Source organism: Arthrobacter sp. ZGTC212 (assembly GCF_002929255.1).
Taxonomy (GTDB): domain Bacteria; phylum Actinomycetota; class Actinomycetes; order Actinomycetales; family Micrococcaceae; genus Arthrobacter_B; species Arthrobacter_B sunyaminii.
This window is the reverse complement of record NZ_PJIJ01000002.1, coordinates 177612-193901: the sequence shown is the minus strand read 5'-3', so window position 1 is coordinate 193901 and position 16290 is coordinate 177612. Positions and strand designations below refer to the sequence as shown.

Genomic DNA, 16290 nt, shown 5'->3' with positions numbered 1-16290 from the left:
AGCATGGGCCCGTGAATGAAAACCCAAACCAAAGACCCGGCACCCTTCCGGTCATCGAACAGGCACTTATCGAGCTGGCCCGCACGACTATTGATGAAGCTACCGACGCAGGCCCAGGCGAAGACGGCATTCACACCATGGGCGCAGCAGTCCGGTCCGCCGACGGCCGCATGTTCGCTGGAGTCAACCTCTACCATTTCACCGGTGGTCCGTGCGCCGAACTCGTTGCACTCGGGGCGGCAAGGGCCGCCGGCGCCACCGACCTGACCCACATTGTTGCGGTGGGTAATCACGGACGGGGAGTCAAAAGTCCGTGCGGCCGGGACCGGCAGATCCTCGCCGACTACTATCCGGGCATCGAGGTGATTATGCCAACGGCGGCGGGACCGGTGTGCATCGCTGCCCGCGAGCTGCTGCCCCTGGGCTTCGACACCAGCGGGGAGCACAGCTGAGCACCGTCCGGCACAATCCGGTTTGAAGGCTGGTCGGCCAAACGGCGTGGGTTCAGGTTAGAGTCCTGACCATGGTGAAAGCTCTTCCCTTCAGGAAATCATCAGGGGCAGGTTCCCGCATCTGGCCTGTGGTGCACGAGGAACGCCGCGCTTTGATTTCTGATCTGGAGCAGTTGCAGCCCTCACTGTGGCAGACTCCGTCCCTCTGCCCGGACTGGAGTGTGCACGACGTGCTTGCTCATCTTGTCGATACGGCGAAAACCAACCGATTAGGCTTTGTCGGCAGCCTCATCGCTGCCCGCTTCGATTTTGACCGCGCCAACGCCCAGGGTGTCGCCCGGGAACGTGCGGAAGACCCCGTCCGCACATTGGACAGGCTGAAGTCAGTCCAAGCCAGAAAAACCGGACCGCCGGTTCCCCTCGCCACTCGACTGGTTGAAGCGTTTATCCACGGCGAGGATATCCGGCGCCCCGTGGGGATTTACCGAACGTATCCCCCTGCCCATGTTGTCACTGCGCTGAAGTACCAACTGAAAACGAGCATCAAAACCGGGGGCGGCAAGGAACGCGCGAAAGGCTGGCGGCTGGTGGCAACGGACGAAGGGTTTCGTCATGGGTCCGGCCCGGAGGTGCGGGGTCCGGCCATCGTGTTGCTGCTTGCAGTGTCCGGACGTCCCGTGCTCCCCCACGAATTGGCCGGTCCAGGGGCCGCGTCCTTCATCCGCGGCACGGAGGAGACCCCGTAATTGCTGCCAGCGGACCGAGAGGTGTTGCGTGCAGATCCTGCCCCCTCCCGCCCCCCCTCGCTAAACGCTGCCGCACGCGCGCGCTGGCAGATGAGATCGGCCGGACGCTGGACGAAGGTGCGGAGGCCGGTCCCGAGGACATCGACCTGTGCATGATCCTGGGCGACGGTCCACGATGTAGCCGGGCATTTGGGTCAGCTTTGTTCTCAACCGCAGCGAGGATGCGCTGCTGTCCGTAGAGGCGCGCAATGCACCGTCTCCGTTCGATGCGCGACGAAGGGCCGGATCACGCCGTGTTCCTTGACGTAGGCATGGAAAGCTGCGTCGAGCTGGACTTCAGCACGGATGTTCGCGTCGACGGTCTGCCAGGGCGGATTGCATAAGAACCATGCTTCTGTGGTCTCGCCATTGGCCGCACTAATTGCGCCCTCTGTCCCACCCCCACCCTACGGTGCGCATCGCGGCTGAAACGGCATCCGGATCTGCGTCGGTAGCCTGCGGAACAGTAGGAGTGAAGCGGCGCGTGGCATTGTTGGCCGGCACCAGGGACTTGCGGTCCAGAGCATCGCCTACCCATACGCCCACGCCGTGACTATGCTCGTTGCTTTCGTAGTCCTGCACCCGAAATGAAAGAGCCACGTAGTAACGCCCTTCAGCGACCACCATCCCGGCGGTTACGGGGTCCTCGAAGTACAGTGATGGGTCGTCACCTTCCCAATTCAGGCGGATAATCCCCTCCACCACTTCCGGTGGGACCGCTTGGGCGGCGGGGACGCGATCGCCGCCTGCCGCGGGCACAGCGCCCACAGGGACTTCTGCTTCAGCGGCCACTTCCGCCACTTCCGAGGGCGGGTCGACCTGCTCAAAGTCTGTGGTTTCGGCGGCAGGGGCATTCGCCGCGCCGACAATGACGTTGTTTTCCATAGTCCAGATGCCGACGGCGTTAACGTCCACATCAACGCTGCTAACCACTGCTACCACTACGTCAATGTCCGCGACCGTGTAGACGCGGGCGTCGGTAATATCCACGTCATTGACGGTTACGTTTGCTTCAATTTGCTGGACGACTTCAGCGGGCGCCTCAGGGGCATCCTGCACTTCGGCGGGCAGCGTCGGGGCCATCGCGGACACGGTCGGCTGCGGCGTCTCGATGACGTCGGGAGTGCTGTCACCGGCAAGGCTGGCACCGGCTACTCCTCCGGCCGCCCCGGCGACAAGGGCTACAGCGGCGGCGATACCCGCCAGCTTCGCGGTGGTAATCTGCACCAGGGGTTCCTCTCTCCGGATTGGGGATGGAAGGGCAGCCCCGCGCCGCTCACCCTATTCCCTGGCCGCAGTCTCGGCCACGCGACGAGATGGCTCCTTATTAAGGATAGTAAAAATCCATGGAGTCATCATTTCGGAGACTTCCTGACCGACACCGTCAGCGGGAGGTCTCGACGTTTGCGGTTGCTTCGATCCCTGATCCCGGATGCTGTCGGGTACACCATCGCCGGAGGGCCCGGGTTAGGGCGGCTTTAATAATCCCGGCGAGCTCTGCGAGCGAGGGATTTTCGTTGCCGCCGTTCCGGGACCTCCTGCGCACCCAAGGTGCCGCTCGGCCAAAAGGCTTAGAACAAAGCCACCTTCGGCATCCGCGGGAAGATCCGGTCCAGCTCCTCCGGGTCCTTCTCCGACGGCTCCCAGGAGGCGGCTTCAGCGTTTTTCTGGACCTGCTCCAAACCGCGGCTTCCCGGTTCCGCGGCCGAAGCAGCAAAGCGACCTACTCCCCCGCAGTAATCCCCGTCACTGGGGCACCTGAGCGATCGTAGACCACGCGGAGCACCCCGGAAGGAAAGGCCTGCGGTGTCCCGGCCAACGTGAAAGCCGCCGGCACACTTCTTCCTGCCGTGAAGATCCGTTTGCCGGTACCCAACGTCAAGGGATAAATGAAGAGGTTGAGTCGATCGAGGATGCCGGAGTCCAGCAGCGACCCGGCGAGGGCACCGCTGCCCACAACGTGGATGTCCTCATACTTACCCTTGAGACCGGCTGCCTGTTCAACTTCCGGGAGGACCGCCGTCCCCTGCCAGCCGGCGTCGTCCATTGTCCGGGACACGACGTACTTGGCCACGGAATTGAACTTCTCGGCAATGGGGTTCGAAGTCCCACGCTGCGGCCAGTAGCCGGCGAAGATGTCGTAGGTTCTTCTCCCAAGCAGCAGCGCGTCCATCCGGTTTATGCCGGCCATAATCGCACGGCCCGTCTCGGCGTCCGAATAGGCTGCCTGCCAGCCTCCCAGGGTGAAGCCATCAGACGGGTCCTCGTCAGCGCTGCCAGGGCCCTGATACACGCCGTCGATGCTCATGAACAGGTCCAGGGAGATTGTTCCCACGCTGCCCTCCTTCGCCTCACGGTCTTTGCTGATCGCGTCACGCCGGGACATCCACCGGCCGTTTAGCAGGATTATGCCTTGACGGACGACTGTCAATCCATGCCACGGCCCTCCGGAGCCCCTTGGACCCTGCCCCAGTCTCTCTTGCCGCGGGCGCTGCAGTGTGCTGCACTCGCCGGGACGGCTGCAAGCACGTAGAAGGCGGACTCGGAGGAAAGACATGACAGGTCAGGCCAAGGCACGCGGGATTTCAGCACTCCCGACTGGTTATCTCCTCCACCAGACCATCGATATCAAAAGCGAGCGGAAGTTCCAGCTCGCCACCCAGTCCCTCTTCCTTCTCATTGTCCTTGCTGCCGGCACCGCAGCTCTGGTGTTCGCTCTGCCTCTCACCTCTGGCTGGAGTCTTTGGGGCACCATCGCAGTGACCGCGATTTCCGTCCTCGTTTATATGGCAGTTCACGAAGCGACCCACGGCGTTGCAGTACATGTTCTGACCGGTATTCGGCCCTCTTACGGGATGGCCTTCCCCTTCCTCACCACAGGAAGCCGGGCGTACCTCAGCCACCGAAGTTTCGTGATCGCAGCCTTGGCGCCGTGCATCGTGTGGGGAGCTGTCCTGCTCGCAGCATGGTTTCTGCTTCCCGCTGATTTCCGGCTAACCGCGTATGTCGTGCTCACCCTGAATTTCGCCGGTTCGGCTGGGGACTTTGTACTCATAGGTGCGGTACGTGGGCAGCCCTCTGGTGCGCTGGTACAGGACGACGGCGCCAAAGTTCGGATCTTCGTTCCCCGAGAACCCGGGCATACCGTCGATCCGGGTCATTCGACTCCGGGCCAGCAAGGGCCGTGAACGAAACCAGCCCACACGACGCACGAACTTGCGGCACCTGAACAGGCCTTGATTGACCCCGCCCGGACGACAATTGAAAGTCCGTGTGGACGCGACCGGCAGATGTTCGCGGATTACTAGCCCGGCCAACCTGTATCGCCGCCCGCGAACTGCTGCCCCTGGTGTTTGACACCCGGGGTGAGCAGGGCTGTGCATGACGCCGGAGGGCCCGGGTTAGGCGGCTTTAATAATCCCGGCGAGCTCTGCGAGCAGGGATTTTCGTTGCCGCCGTTCCGGATCCTCCGGCGCACCCAAGGCGACGGGATGCGAGAACTAGAACAAGGCAACCTTCGGCGTCCGCGGGAAGATCCGGTCCAGTTCCTCCAGATCCTTCTCCGACGGCTCCCATGATGCCGCTTCGGCGTTCTGCCGGACCTGCTCCACCGAGGTGGCACCGGCGATGACTGAAGAGACAGCAGGCTGTGCGGCCAGCCAGGAGAAGGCCACCTCGACTTCGGTGAGCCCGCGGTCCTTGGCGAACGTGCCGAATTCAGCCAGCTGGTCGAAATCAGCATTTTCCAACAGGTTCTGCCGGGAGTGGGTCAGCCGGCTGCCCTCGGGGGCCTTGCCGCTGCTGTACTTGCCCGTCAGCAATCCGTTGGCGAGCGGGAAGTACGGCAGAATGCCCAACCCGTAGGCTTCCGCTGCGGGAACAACCTCAAGCTCTGCGCGCCGGTCCAGCAGGTTGTAGTGGTTCTGCGCCGAGATGAACGGCGTGTAGCCGCCCATCCGTGCAGTGAATTCAGCTTCGGCAATCTCCCAGCCGGCACGGTTGGAGTGGCCGATGTAGCGCACCTTGCCGCTGGTGACCAGGTCATCCAAAGCCGCGAGGGTCTCCTCGATCGGCGTGAGCGGATCCGGTGTATGGAACTGGTAGAGGTCAATCCAGTCCGTGCCCAGACGGCGCAGCGAAGCTTCCGCAGCCTTAACGATGTACCGGCGCGAACCGCGGGCATCAAAGTCCCGGCCGTTTACGCCCTTCATGTCCATGCCGAACTTGGTGGCCAGCACTACGTCCCCGCGCCGGTTCCCCAGCGCCTTGCCGAGCATTTCCTCGCTGAGCCCCGGAACAGCGCCATAACTGTCGGCGACGTCGAAGAGGGTGATTCCCGCGTCAATGGCCGCGTTAACGACGGCGTCGGTTCCCTCCTGAACTTCGGTGGGTGTTCCGGGTCGTCCGAGGTTGTTGCAGCCCAGTCCCACAGTGGAGACGGTGAGGCCGGAATTTCCGAGTCTGTTGTAAGAAGTCATGGAGCCCACGCTACCGAACCTCAGCGCCCCGGCATGCCCCGCAGCGCCGTAAAGCTTAACCGCTAAAGGGAAACGGATTGGTGTTGGGACCGGGGGCCTTGTCCGTCTCCATGATGTATTGGACGGGGATCGGCCCCGTCGGCAGCACGCCCTCATAGGCGCGTTCGGAGTGACGGGTCACTTCCGAAAGACCCGCCTCGCGGACGGCTCCGTAGAAATGGTGAACCGGGGCAGGTTCCCGGCCGCCGTTCTCGCACCAAATCATGTACATGCCGTACAGGTCCGCGGCCGGCACCGATTCGCTCTCATCAAGCCCGGCCAGGGTGCACTCGTCGAGAAACAGAAGGACGTGGTCAAGGTTCTGCTCAGCCATGGTTTGACACTAGAGAAGAACAGCGGAATCCGATACCCGCTGCGCCCCAAATAGTCATGGCCAGTAAGCGCGCTGGAGCGCTCAGCGCTGCATCAGGTATTCTTCGAGCCCCATCGGAGCGGTACCGGTCAACTGCTGCACGTCTGCGCTGACCTCACCCATCTCACCCTCCGCAATGGCCGTGTACGTGCTCACCCACGCCTCGATCTGCCACTGCTCTACGCCGCTGACCTGCCGTGATTCCAGGGCCTCTTCCACTGTCTCATTGTGGTAGCTCACATGTGAGCCCGTCACCCGCGTCAGGATTTCAGCGATCTCTTCGAAGGTCAGGGCCTGCGGCCCGGTGAGCGTGTAGGCCGCACCGGCGTGCGGCAGCGGTTCTGTGAGAATACGGGCCGCCGTCCGGGCCACATCAGCCCGCGCCACTGCTGCCAACCGGCCGGTTCCCGCCGGGCCCCTCAGGACAGCGTCGCGGCCAACGAGCGACGGCAGCACGTCCTGATAGAGGCAATTCCGCAGGAAGGTGTACTGCACGCCGCTGGCCCTGATGTATTCCTCTGTGTCCGCGTGGTCACGGGCGAGCGTGAACACTGCATCCGGTGCTGCCCCCATGAAGGAGGTGTAAACGATATGGCGCACCCCGGCGTCGACGGCGGCATCCACGAAGGTGCGGTGATCCTGGCGCCGGTACCGGCTCTCCGCCGCCGACACCATGAAGAGCGTCTGCACGCCTTCCAGGGCGCGGGTGGAGTGCCCCCGGTCCGAGTAGGTAATCGCGTACGACGGCGTTCCGGGCAGCTCCGGCAGCCGGGCAGTGTGGCGGGCCAGCAGCCGCTGGGGAACGCCGGCCTCTGCCAGCAGCCGCGCGACCGCGCCGCCCAGAGCACCGGTGGCACCGGTGACAGCTATGTCCGGTTGTTGCTGTGTCATGGTCCACCCCTTGCGGTTGCAGCTGCCGCTAGCGGTTATCCGCGGCGCCTACTGGATTTTCGGAATCTGGCCGGTGGGCATTTCCTGCCCGGGAAGCGGGCGGGCGAACGGGACCTTGGTCCCCAGAACCTGCGCGACGACGTCGTTGGCCACCTGCCGGGCAGTCAGCCCGACGCGCTCCAGGACCTCCCCGCGGGTGCCGTGGTCCAGGAATTCCACTGGAAGACCAACCTCGTTCAGCGCGGTGTCCACACCGGCGGCCCGCATTTCCTGCCGGATCCGCGACCCGACACCGCCGGCGCGCACGCCGTCCTCGATCACAATAACGATCCGGTGTTCGGCCGCCATGCGGATAATCGACCGCGGCACGGGCAAGACCCAGCGCGGATCCACCACCGTGGAGCTGATGCCCTGGTCACCGAGGCGGCCGGCCACCTGCAGGGCCATTTCGGCCATGGCGCCGACGCTGACAATCAGGACGTCATTGGACTTTTCACCCGTGGGACGGCGGGCCAGCACATCCACGCCGTCGGTGGTGCGTTCCAGCGCATCCACGTCGGGGCCAACCGTTCCCTTGGAGAACCGGACCACGCTGGGGGCATCATTGATGGCGACAGCCTCGCGCAGTTCTTCCTTCAGCCGGGTGGCATCACGCGGGGCCGCCAGGTGCAGGCCCGGCACGATCTGCAGCATGGACATGTCCCACATGCCGTGATGGCTGGCGCCGTCGGGGCCGGTGACTCCGGCGCGGTCCAGCACAATGGTTACGCCGGCCTTGTGCAGGGCCACATCCATGAGCAGCTGGTCGAAGGCCCGGTTCAGGAAGGTTGCGTAAAGCGCGACGACGGGGTGCAGCCCGCCGAAAGCCATGCCCGCCGCAGAGGTGAGGGCGTGCTGCTCGGCGATGCCGACGTCGAACACCCGCTCGGGATGCTTCTCAGCGAACCGGTGCAGGCCAACCGGAATCAGCATGGCACCGGTGATGCCCACAATGTCTTCGCGCTCATCGGCGATGTCGGCGATCTCCGTCGCGAAGACCGATGTCCAGGACTGCTTGCTGCCCGGCTCAACCGGCTTACCGGTTTCCGGATCGATGATGCCCACGGCGTGGAACTGGTCTGCCACGTTGGCACGGGCGGGAGCGTAACCGCGGCCCTTTTCCGTCATCGCGTGAACAATCACGGGACCGTTGTAGTTGCGGGCTTTGATGAGGGCACGTTCCACGGCCGCCATGTCGTGTCCGTCAATCGGACCGATGTACTTCATGCCCAGGTCTTCAAACAAACCCTGCGGCGCCCACCAGTCCTTAATGCCGCGCTTGGCTGCATGCAGGCTGTGATACGTGAACCTGCCAACCGGGCCGCCGTGCTGGAGCCGCTGCTTCCACCATCCGAGCGTGTTCTCGTACGCGCGGTGGGTGCGCACGGCGTCCAGTGTGGGGCGCAGGGACGCGAGGTAGTCGGCCAGGCCGCCAATGGTGGGTGCGTAGGAGCGTCCGTTGTCGTTGACCACGATCACGACCCGGCGCCGCTGGTCCGCCGCGATATTGTTCAGGGCTTCCCAGGCCATGCCGCCGGTCAGGGCGCCGTCGCCCACCATCACCACGGTGTAGCGGTCGCCTTCGCCGGTGAGCTGCCGGGCGCGGGAGATGCCGTCCGCCCAGGACAGTGACGAGGAAGCGTGGGAGGATTCCACAATGTCATGCACGGACTCGGCCCTTGAAGGGTAGCCGGACATCCCGCCCTGCTGGCGAAGGGTCGAGAAATCCTGGCGCCCGGTGAGGATCTTGTGCACGTAGGACTGGTGGCCGGTGTCAAAAACGATGCTGTCCCGGGGCGAGTCAAAGACCCGGTGGATTCCCACGGTCAGCTCAACAACGCCCAGGTTAGGGCCAAGATGGCCGCCGGTTTGGGCAACATTACTGATCAGGAAGGACCGGATTTCCGCAGACAAACGCTCCAGCTGCTCCGTGGTGAGCTTGCTGAGGTCCCGCGGATCACGGATGGTTTCCAGAAGTCCCAACGGGCGTCTCCCTTGCTTTTAGGCAACGGCACTGCACACCGTCACAACGTTTAACTCTAACGCTTGAAGGAGCCGCTCCTGTTCCACAGCAGGCAAAGAGCCCCGCCGGCCGAGTTCAAAAACTCGGCCGGCGGGGCTCCCAAATCCTCAAAACCGCGTCAGCTGCGGTGAGGAGCGCCTTGCTACTTAGCGGTGATCTGGCGCAGGACGTACTGCAGGATGCCGCCGTTGCGGTAGTAATCCGCTTCGCCCGGGGTATCGATGCGAAGGACCGCGTCGAAGGTGATGGCTTCACCGTTCTCCGGCGTAGCCGTGACCGTAACGGTCTTGGGCGTGGTGCCGTTGTTGAGTTCGGTCACGCCGGAAACCGCAAAGGTTTCCGTTCCGGTCAGGCCCAGGGACTCGGCGTTGACGCCGGCCGGGTACTGCAGCGGAAGGACACCCATGCCAATGAGGTTGGAGCGGTGGATGCGCTCGTAGCTCTCGGCGATGACGGCCTTGACACCCAGCAGGGCGGTACCCTTGGCAGCCCAGTCACGCGAGGAACCGGAACCGTACTCCTTGCCTGCCAGGACAACCAGCGGAATGCCGGCGGCCTGGTAGTTGACCGAAGCATCGTAGACGGCTGCCTGCGGTGCATCTGCCTGGCTGAAGTCACGGGTGAAACCGCCTTCAACGCCGTCGAGCAGCTGGTTCTTGATGCGGATGTTCGCGAACGTACCGCGGATCATCACCTCGTGGTTGCCTCGGCGGGAGCCGTAGGAGTTGAAGTCCTTGCGCTCGACGCCGTGCTCCAGCAGGTAGCGGCCTGCCGGGGTGTCGGACTTGAAGGAACCGGCCGGGGAGATGTGGTCGGTGGTGACCGAATCGCCAAGCTTCAGCAGGACGCGGGCGCCCTCGATGTCGGTGACGGGCTCCGGCTGGGCCTTCATGCCCTCGAAGTACGGGGGCTTCCGGACGTACGTGGACTCCGTATCCCACTCGAAGGTTGCACCTTCGGGGGTGGGCAGGGACTTCCAGCGGTCGTCGCCTTCGAAGATGGTGTCGTAGCTGTTGCTGAACATCTCCTTGTTGATGGAGGCGTCGATGATTTCCTGAACCTCGACCGGGTTCGGCCAGATGTCCTTCAGGAAAATGTCGTTGCCGGCTTCGTCCTGGCCCAGCGGGTCATTCTCGAAGTCGAAGTCCATGGTGCCGGCCAGGGCGTAAGCGACAACCAGCGGCGGGGAGGCCAGGTAGTTCATCTTCACGTCCGGGTTGATCCGGCCTTCGAAGTTGCGGTTACCGGAGAGGACTGCGGTGACCGCCAGGTCGGCTTCCTGGATGGCCGTGGAGATTTCTTCTTCCAGCGGACCGGAGTTGCCGATGCAGGTGGCGCAGCCGTAACCGACCACGAAGAAGCCAAGCTTCTCCAGGTACGGGATCAGGCCGGACTTCTCGTAGTAGTCGGTGACTACCTTGGAACCCGGAGCGATCGAGGTCTTGACCCACGGCTGCGTGACGAGGCCCTTTTCGACGGCGTTGCGGGCCAGCACTGCTGCTGCCATCATCACCGACGGGTTGGACGTGTTGGTGCAGGAGGTGATCGAGGCGATCGACACGGCGCCGTGGTCCAGCTCGAAGCTGCGGCCGTCTGCCATGGTGACCGGCACCGAGTTGGTGGAGCGTTCAGCCGGAGCGTCAGCCTTCTCCACCAGGTCGTGCTCGCGGTCTTCCACCTGAGTGGCGTTGGCGTTGAACGACGGCGCGTCCGAGGCCGGGAAGGTCTCTTCCAGCGTCTCGTCGACAGTGCCGCTCTCGGCTTCAACAGTCTCGTGGACGTAGTTCTTCAGGTCCTTGCGGAACTGTTCCTTGGCATTGGTCAGCTCAACGCGGTCCTGCGGGCGCTTCGGTCCGGCGATGGAGGAAACAACCGTGGAGAGGTCCAGTTCCAGGTACTCGGAGTACTGGATCTCAACGGACGGGTCGTGCCACAGGCCCTGCTCCTTGGCGTAGGCCTCAACGAGGTCCACGCTTTCCGCGGAACGGCCGGTGAGGCGCAGGTAGTCCAGGGTTACGTCGTCGATCGGGAACATGGCGGCCGTGGAACCGAATTCCGGGCTCATGTTGCCGATGGTGGCGCGGTTGGCCAGCGGCACAGCGCCGACACCTTCGCCGTAGAACTCTACGAACTTGCCGACAACACCGTGCTTGCGCAGCATTTCGGTGATCGTCAGAACAACGTCGGTGGCGGTGGCGCCGGCGGGGATTTCACCGGTGAGCTTGAAGCCCACGACGCGCGGGATCAGCATGGAAACGGGCTGGCCCAGCATGGCTGCCTCGGCCTCGATGCCGCCAACGCCCCAGCCGAGCACGCCCAGGCCGTTGACCATGGTGGTGTGGGAGTCGGTGCCGACGCAGGTGTCCGGGTAGGCACGCAGGACGCCGTCAACTTCACGGGTCATGACGGTGCGGGCCAGGTACTCGATGTTGACCTGGTGGACAATGCCCATTCCCGGGGGAACAACCTTGAAGTCATCGAAGGCAGTCTGGCCCCAGCGAAGGAACTGGTAACGCTCGCCGTTGCGCTGGTATTCGATTTCCATGTTGCGCTCAAGGGCGCCGGAGTTGCCGAAGGCGTCAATCTGGACCGAGTGGTCAATGACCATTTCGGCCGGCGCCAGCGGGTTGACCCGCTTGGGGTCTCCGCCAAGCTCTGCAACGGCTTCACGCATGGTCGCCAGGTCCACAATGCAGGGGACGCCGGTGAAGTCCTGCATGATGACCCGGGCAGGGGTGAACTGAATTTCAGTGCTGGGTTCTGCATTTGCATCCCACTGTGCGAGTGCACGTACGTGATCTGCGGTGATGTTGGCACCATCTTCGGTGCGCAGCAGGTTTTCCAGCAGGACCTTGAGGCTGAACGGAAGGCTCTTTGCACCTTCGACGGAATTCAACCGGAAAATTTCATATTCGTTTCCACCGACGTTTAGTACGCCTTTGGATCCGAAGCTGTCCACATTAGTCATAATAGGACTCCTCTCGCCACCGTTTTATCTTTGTCCAGCGGTCCGCGGCATGCCAGTTAGGACTCCCTAACCGGCAAACCACAGGGGAAGGCAGGGAAAATGGTGGACTATTTTCTCTGCCGGATTTTGCCCCACTGCCGAACGAAAACTCTGCCCGCCTAAGCAGGCAAAGGCTCCCCAACACGGCGCGGATCTGCACAACTGCTCCCTATACTATCCGTTACACCCCCATGTGACGGGGAGGATAGCCGTGCGCCCTGCGACACGGACCGTCAAGGCCCCGTTACAAACGGTTACGGGCGGGTCAGGACTGCAAAGGACTCCATATGGTGGGTGTGCGGGTAGAGGTCGAAGACCCGCAGCGAATCGAGCTGCCAGCCCAAATCCTTGAAGTAGCCAAGATCGCGGGCAAACGACGCCGGGTCACAGGAAACGTAGCCCACCGTGCGCGGGGCGGCAGCGTCAATCCGGCGCACCACGTCCTTGCCTGCCCCGACACGCGGAGGGTCCAGGAGCACGACGTCGAGGCGGCCCTCGTAGGCGGCCAGCGACTTGTCCACGCGTCCCTGCAGGATCTCCACCTGGGGCGAGGCAAACAGGTTCTTGCGGGCGTCGCGGCTGGCTCCGGGAGAACCCTCAACGGACAGAACGCGTCCCGATTCGCCCGCGGCGTCGGCCAGCGGGGCCGTGAACAGACCGGCGCCGGCGTACAGATCGGCAACCTGCTCACCCGGCTGGATCTGGAGCCCGTCCAGGACAGCCTGCGCCAGAGTCAGGGGCGCACTGCGGTGGATCTGCCAGAAACCCGCACCGGTCACCCGGTAGTCATGCCCCAGCACGCTCTCCTGCACCCAGGTGCGGCCGCGGAGCCGGTTCAGGGTTGAGGTTTCGGGGTCCCAGGACGCAATGGAGGTTCCCTCGGGAAGGGCGGAGGCGATGCGGCCCAGCGCCTTGGGGTGCGCGCCTGCAGCGGGGATTAGCAGCACCAGGGGTGCGCCGGTTGACGGAACGGCCACCTCTACCCGGGAGACGCCGCTGAAGTCCACGTCCCACAGCTGCAGATCGTTCACGGCGTCCACGGCCAGCGGCATCCGCTGGACAGGAATCAGCTCCTCAGAACGGTGCGCGTGCATGGCCAGCCGGCCGCCGGGGGCTACCGAAAAGCTGGCGCGCGTCCGCCAGTGCAGGCCGTCCTCCCGCTCTTCAACGGCAGGCTCAACCGTCACCGTCCGGTCTTCCTTGGCCAGCCGGCTCAGCTGCTCCGCGAAGATCTGTGCCTTAAGCTCGCGCTGCAAGGGCAGCTCAATGTGCCCAAACTCGGCACCTCCCACGGGCAGCCGCCCGCGGGAAGCAGCGCGCAGCGCATCGGCTTCAGGCCAGAAGTGCTCCACCCGGCCCGGAACGCTTTCGAGCACTTCCACGACGTCCGCACGCCAGAATTTGGCGCCGTCGCCCGCTTCCGTCAGGCGGGCGCGGACCCGCTCGCCGGGCAGGGCATGCCGGACAAAGACCACGCGCCCCTCGTGCCGTGCCACAAAGTGGCCGCCGTGGGCGGGGGCGCCAATAGTGAGTTCGATCTCGGATGCAGTGGTGTCGGTCGTCATAGTGCCGGATACTTCCTGATGGAGCCTAAAAGACCATCACATCATGCCTGCGCCCCGGTGCATATTCGCCGGGACCGCAGGCCGGACCGCACGCCCGCCTTCACAGGTCTATGCTGGCGGTTGGGTTTTTTCGCAGTCGATCATCAGGAACCGAGGTGGCAGGTGGCCCATTACGTCATCATGGGATGCGGGCGAGTGGGCGTGTCGCTGGCCCACACACTGGACAATGCCGGGCATACCGTGGCCGTCATTGACCAGGATGAGCGGGCGTTCAGGCGTTTGCGGCACACCTTCACGGGCCGAAAAGTCACCGGCGTCGGCTTTGACCGGGTGACCCTCAGAGAGGCCGGAATCGAGGAGGCCTACGCCTTTGCAGCCGTTTCTTCGGGTGACAATTCCAACATTCTGGCCACCCGGGTGGCGCGCGAGACGTTCCACGTCCCGCATGTGGTGGCACGGATCTACGACCCCGGACGCGCGGAAATCTACCAGCGGCTCGGCATCCCCACAGTCGCGGCAGTTCGCTGGAGCGCCGACCAGGTGCTGCGGCGCATCCTGCCGGAGCAGAGCATTAACGGAGACTTCCGCGAGTCATCCGGCCGGCTGATCCTGGGCGAACTGTCCCTGCACGAGGGCTGGCTGGGCACAACGCTCAGCGGCATTGAACAGGCAGCCGAGGTCCGTATCGCCTACGTCACCCGGTTCGGCGAGGGAATACTCCCCCGCCCGGACACCAGTTACCAGCAGGGCGATGTCCTGCACGCCATGATGAACGTGGAGCGCACCAGCGAAATCAGCCGCATCCTTTCGGTTGCGCCGGTCAGGGAGAAGCAGTGAAAGTTGTGATTGCAGGCGCCGGGAGTGTGGGGTCCTCCATCGCCAAGGAGCTTCTTTCCCACCACCACGAGGTACTTCTCATTGATGAAAAGCCCGAGGTGGTGGGACGCAGCGGACTGTTGGGCGCGCATTGGCTGATTGGCGACGCGTGCGAGCTGACCACGCTGAAGGATGCCCGGCTGGAGGAGGCCGACGTCATGGTCTCCGCCACCGGGGACGACAAGGTCAATTTGGTGGTCTCGCTGCTGGCCAAGAGCGAGTTCGGTGTGGCACGCACCGTGGGCCGGGTGAACAATCCCAAGAACGACTGGATGTTCGATGATTCCTGGGGTGTCGACGTGGCAGTGAATACACCGCGCCTGATGACCGCCCTCGTGGAGGAAGCCGTGGAAGTCGGCGACCTGGTACGGCTGCTTACGCTGCAAACCGGAGTGGCCTCGATGGTGGAGTTCACGGTTCCGTCCGATTCGCCGTTGACCGGCAAGACCCTCGGGTCCATTGAATGGCCCCTGGACACCACGGTGACGGCAATCCTCCGCGACGACGCCCCCATCACCCCCAGCAGGGATGACGTCATTGAGCCCGGCGACGAACTGTTCTTTATCTGCACCATCGCAGCCGAAGACCAGCTGCGGGCCGTCCTGCTGCCTGAGCGGTCCCGGCCCGGTTCCGAGCCTGAAACGTCCTAGCCCGGGTGCTTCCCGGACTCCTGCTGGGTCAACGGCCGGGACACCATCCAGGCCAGCCACAGCCCCAGGGCATACAGGGGAACGCCCATAGCCAGGCGCATGGTGCCCAGCGCCCCCACGTTGTCCGCCAGATACAGCGGAAGCTGAACGCCGAGGCGCAGGGCGAACACCGCGATGATGATCCAGGTGGCCAGTGCATAGGCGCGGATCCGCTTCCGGCTTGCCCGCCATTCCAGGTTCTCACCGCGGATGAATCCGAATAGGAGTCCGGCCACCGGCCAGCGGACGGCAATCGAAACGGCAAACGCCAGGATGTACGCGGCATTGACGAAAAAGCCCGGCAGGAAGAACTCTGTCCCGCTGCCGCTGCGCAGGGCGAAGACAGCGCAGATGATGACGCCGATTACCCCTGTCAGGGACTGCATCAGGGGACGTTTCTGCACCAGATTGGCCGCTGAGAAGGCCGCCGCCGAAGCCACTGCTGCGCCGAGCGACAAGTACAGCTCCGACGTCAGCGTGAAAAGCAAGGTAAAGAGCAGGCCGGGAACAATGGCCTCCGCGAGCCCGCGCACCCCGCCGACTGACTTGAGCACATCGATCTGCCCGTCGTCTCCGCGTTCCACTCCCGCCTTGGCCGCGTAGGCACCGGCGACGTCGCCGAGTGTCGCCTGTTGCTCCTCGGTCTGAGGGTTCCCGCCGGAAGGCTCAGCCGACCGACGGTATTCGGGCAGGTCGCTGCCGGGTCGCTCAGTCATGTTTCGTTCTCCGGACGTCCGATGATTTCATAACGGGGGTTGTAGATGGTGGGATAGCTTCCCACGGTACTGACCATGCCCTCAAACGCCAGCTGGGTGCCGGCTTCCACTCCGGGCACACGGCGTTGTCCAATCCAGATGAGACGGACCCGGGCACGCGGCTTGCGGGACGCCGGATCGCGGTACGCGGCTTCGCGGTCCTCCACCATGGCGGTGAAGCGCGGAGGCTCCGTCGCCGGAACCACGGTGATGGACTCCACGTACCCGCCGCTGTAGACCCGGCCCCGTTCGGGCAGGGAACTGACGGGAACCGGGCCCTGCTTGCCGGGGAGCGCGGATTGCTCGGTGGGCATCAGC

General features: G+C 64.0%; 15 protein-coding genes. 5 read left to right on the top strand and 10 right to left on the bottom strand.

Features of this window, described 5'->3' with window-relative positions:
* Window positions 1-11 precede the first annotated feature (11 nt).
* Both CXQ89_RS07475 and CXQ89_RS07470 read left to right on the top strand, forming a co-directional pair.
* Window positions 12-452: a cytidine deaminase gene (locus CXQ89_RS07475; RefSeq protein WP_104160820.1), complete on the top strand. Its 441-nt coding sequence runs from the start codon at window positions 12-14 to the stop codon at window positions 450-452.
* A 71-nt stretch (window positions 453-523) separates the two neighbouring features.
* A complete protein-coding gene (locus CXQ89_RS07470) occupies window positions 524-1198 on the top strand; it encodes a maleylpyruvate isomerase family mycothiol-dependent enzyme (protein ID WP_104160819.1) in 675 nt (224 codons plus the stop codon).
* 417 nt (window positions 1199-1615) lie between these two features.
* Here the strand turns inward: CXQ89_RS07470 and CXQ89_RS07465 are convergent, their stop codons facing one another.
* Both CXQ89_RS07465 and CXQ89_RS07460 read right to left on the bottom strand, forming a co-directional pair.
* Window positions 1616-2464: a hypothetical protein gene (locus tag CXQ89_RS07465; protein WP_104160818.1), complete on the bottom strand. Its 849-nt coding sequence runs from the start codon at window positions 2462-2464 to the stop codon at window positions 1616-1618.
* Window positions 2465-2960: 496 nt separating this feature from the next.
* Window positions 2961-3572 carry a dihydrofolate reductase family protein gene (locus tag CXQ89_RS07460; protein WP_104161397.1) on the bottom strand — a complete coding sequence of 204 codons (612 nt, stop codon included), beginning with the start codon at window positions 3570-3572 and terminating at the stop codon, window positions 2961-2963.
* A gap of 220 nt (window positions 3573-3792) precedes the next feature.
* Between CXQ89_RS07460 and CXQ89_RS07455 the strand changes: the two genes are divergently transcribed.
* Window positions 3793-4425 carry a DUF3267 domain-containing protein gene (locus CXQ89_RS07455; RefSeq protein WP_104160817.1) on the top strand — a complete coding sequence of 211 codons (633 nt, stop codon included), beginning with the start codon at window positions 3793-3795 and terminating at the stop codon, window positions 4423-4425.
* Window positions 4426-4737: 312 nt separating this feature from the next.
* On the opposite strand, the gene CXQ89_RS07450 is transcribed toward CXQ89_RS07455, so the two are convergent.
* The 6 genes from CXQ89_RS07450 to CXQ89_RS07425 form a co-directional block, all read right to left on the bottom strand.
* Window positions 4738-5715 (bottom strand): aldo/keto reductase, encoded by a 978-nt coding sequence (locus CXQ89_RS07450; RefSeq protein ID WP_104161396.1) that lies wholly within the window; start codon window positions 5713-5715, stop codon window positions 4738-4740.
* A gap of 55 nt (window positions 5716-5770) precedes the next feature.
* The gene (locus tag CXQ89_RS07445; RefSeq protein ID WP_104054609.1) at window positions 5771-6088 is read right to left on the bottom strand and encodes a primase-like DNA-binding domain-containing protein; all 318 of its coding nucleotides are present in this window, start codon (window positions 6086-6088) and stop codon (window positions 5771-5773) included.
* Between the two features lie 81 nt (window positions 6089-6169).
* Window positions 6170-7018, bottom strand: coding sequence for an SDR family oxidoreductase (locus CXQ89_RS07440; RefSeq protein ID WP_104160816.1), 849 nt, complete (start codon window positions 7016-7018; stop codon window positions 6170-6172).
* A 48-nt stretch (window positions 7019-7066) separates the two neighbouring features.
* Complete coding sequence (gene dxs, locus CXQ89_RS07435; RefSeq protein ID WP_104160815.1) at window positions 7067-9040, bottom strand: 1-deoxy-D-xylulose-5-phosphate synthase; 1974 nt, start codon at window positions 9038-9040, stop codon at window positions 7067-7069.
* 182 nt (window positions 9041-9222) lie between these two features.
* A complete protein-coding gene (locus tag CXQ89_RS07430; RefSeq protein WP_104160814.1) occupies window positions 9223-12048 on the bottom strand; it encodes an aconitate hydratase in 2826 nt (941 codons plus the stop codon).
* A 293-nt stretch (window positions 12049-12341) separates the two neighbouring features.
* On the bottom strand, window positions 12342-13652 hold the full coding sequence (locus CXQ89_RS07425) for a class I SAM-dependent RNA methyltransferase (RefSeq protein WP_104160813.1): 1311 nt from the start codon (window positions 13650-13652) through the stop codon (window positions 12342-12344).
* Window positions 13653-13814: 162 nt separating this feature from the next.
* On the opposite strand from CXQ89_RS07425, the gene CXQ89_RS07420 reads away from it, so the two are divergent.
* Both CXQ89_RS07420 and CXQ89_RS07415 read left to right on the top strand, forming a co-directional pair.
* Window positions 13815-14489 (top strand): TrkA family potassium uptake protein, encoded by a 675-nt coding sequence (locus tag CXQ89_RS07420; protein ID WP_104054614.1) that lies wholly within the window; start codon window positions 13815-13817, stop codon window positions 14487-14489.
* Window positions 14486-15178 (top strand): TrkA family potassium uptake protein, encoded by a 693-nt coding sequence (locus CXQ89_RS07415; RefSeq protein WP_104160812.1) that lies wholly within the window; start codon window positions 14486-14488, stop codon window positions 15176-15178. The genes CXQ89_RS07420 and CXQ89_RS07415 overlap by 4 nt, the downstream gene beginning before the upstream one ends.
* Here the strand turns inward: CXQ89_RS07415 and CXQ89_RS07410 are convergent.
* Together CXQ89_RS07410 and CXQ89_RS07405 are read right to left on the bottom strand one after the other, a co-directional pair.
* Window positions 15175-15933 carry a DUF3159 domain-containing protein gene (locus tag CXQ89_RS07410; protein ID WP_104054616.1) on the bottom strand — a complete coding sequence of 253 codons (759 nt, stop codon included), beginning with the start codon at window positions 15931-15933 and terminating at the stop codon, window positions 15175-15177. The genes CXQ89_RS07415 and CXQ89_RS07410 overlap by 4 nt on opposite strands.
* Window positions 15930-16286: a hypothetical protein gene (locus CXQ89_RS07405; RefSeq protein WP_104103068.1), complete on the bottom strand. Its 357-nt coding sequence runs from the start codon at window positions 16284-16286 to the stop codon at window positions 15930-15932. Before CXQ89_RS07405 ends, CXQ89_RS07410 begins: the two co-directional genes overlap by 4 nt.
* Between the last annotated feature and the right edge of the window lie 4 nt (window positions 16287-16290).

What these genes read in the sequence shown, in the direction of transcription:
- CXQ89_RS07425 (WP_104160813.1), bottom strand. Translation starts at nt 13,652, where the DNA reads ATGACGACCGACACCACTGCATCCGAGATCGAACTCACTATTGGCGCC.
- CXQ89_RS07470 (WP_104160819.1), top strand. Translation starts at nt 524, where the DNA reads ATGGTGAAAGCTCTTCCCTTCAGGAAATCATCAGGGGCAGGTTCCCGC.
- CXQ89_RS07405 (WP_104103068.1), bottom strand. Translation starts at nt 16,286, where the DNA reads ATGCCCACCGAGCAATCCGCGCTCCCCGGCAAGCAGGGCCCGGTTCCC.
- CXQ89_RS07450 (WP_104161396.1), bottom strand. Translation starts at nt 5,715, where the DNA reads ATGACTTCTTACAACAGACTCGGAAATTCCGGCCTCACCGTCTCCACT.
- CXQ89_RS07455 (WP_104160817.1), top strand. Translation starts at nt 3,793, where the DNA reads ATGACAGGTCAGGCCAAGGCACGCGGGATTTCAGCACTCCCGACTGGT.
- CXQ89_RS07410 (WP_104054616.1), bottom strand. Translation starts at nt 15,933, where the DNA reads ATGACTGAGCGACCCGGCAGCGACCTGCCCGAATACCGTCGGTCGGCT.
- CXQ89_RS07445 (WP_104054609.1), bottom strand. Translation starts at nt 6,088, where the DNA reads ATGGCTGAGCAGAACCTTGACCACGTCCTTCTGTTTCTCGACGAGTGC.
- CXQ89_RS07440 (WP_104160816.1), bottom strand. Translation starts at nt 7,018, where the DNA reads ATGACACAGCAACAACCGGACATAGCTGTCACCGGTGCCACCGGTGCT.
- CXQ89_RS07430 (WP_104160814.1), bottom strand. Translation starts at nt 12,048, where the DNA reads ATGACTAATGTGGACAGCTTCGGATCCAAAGGCGTACTAAACGTCGGT.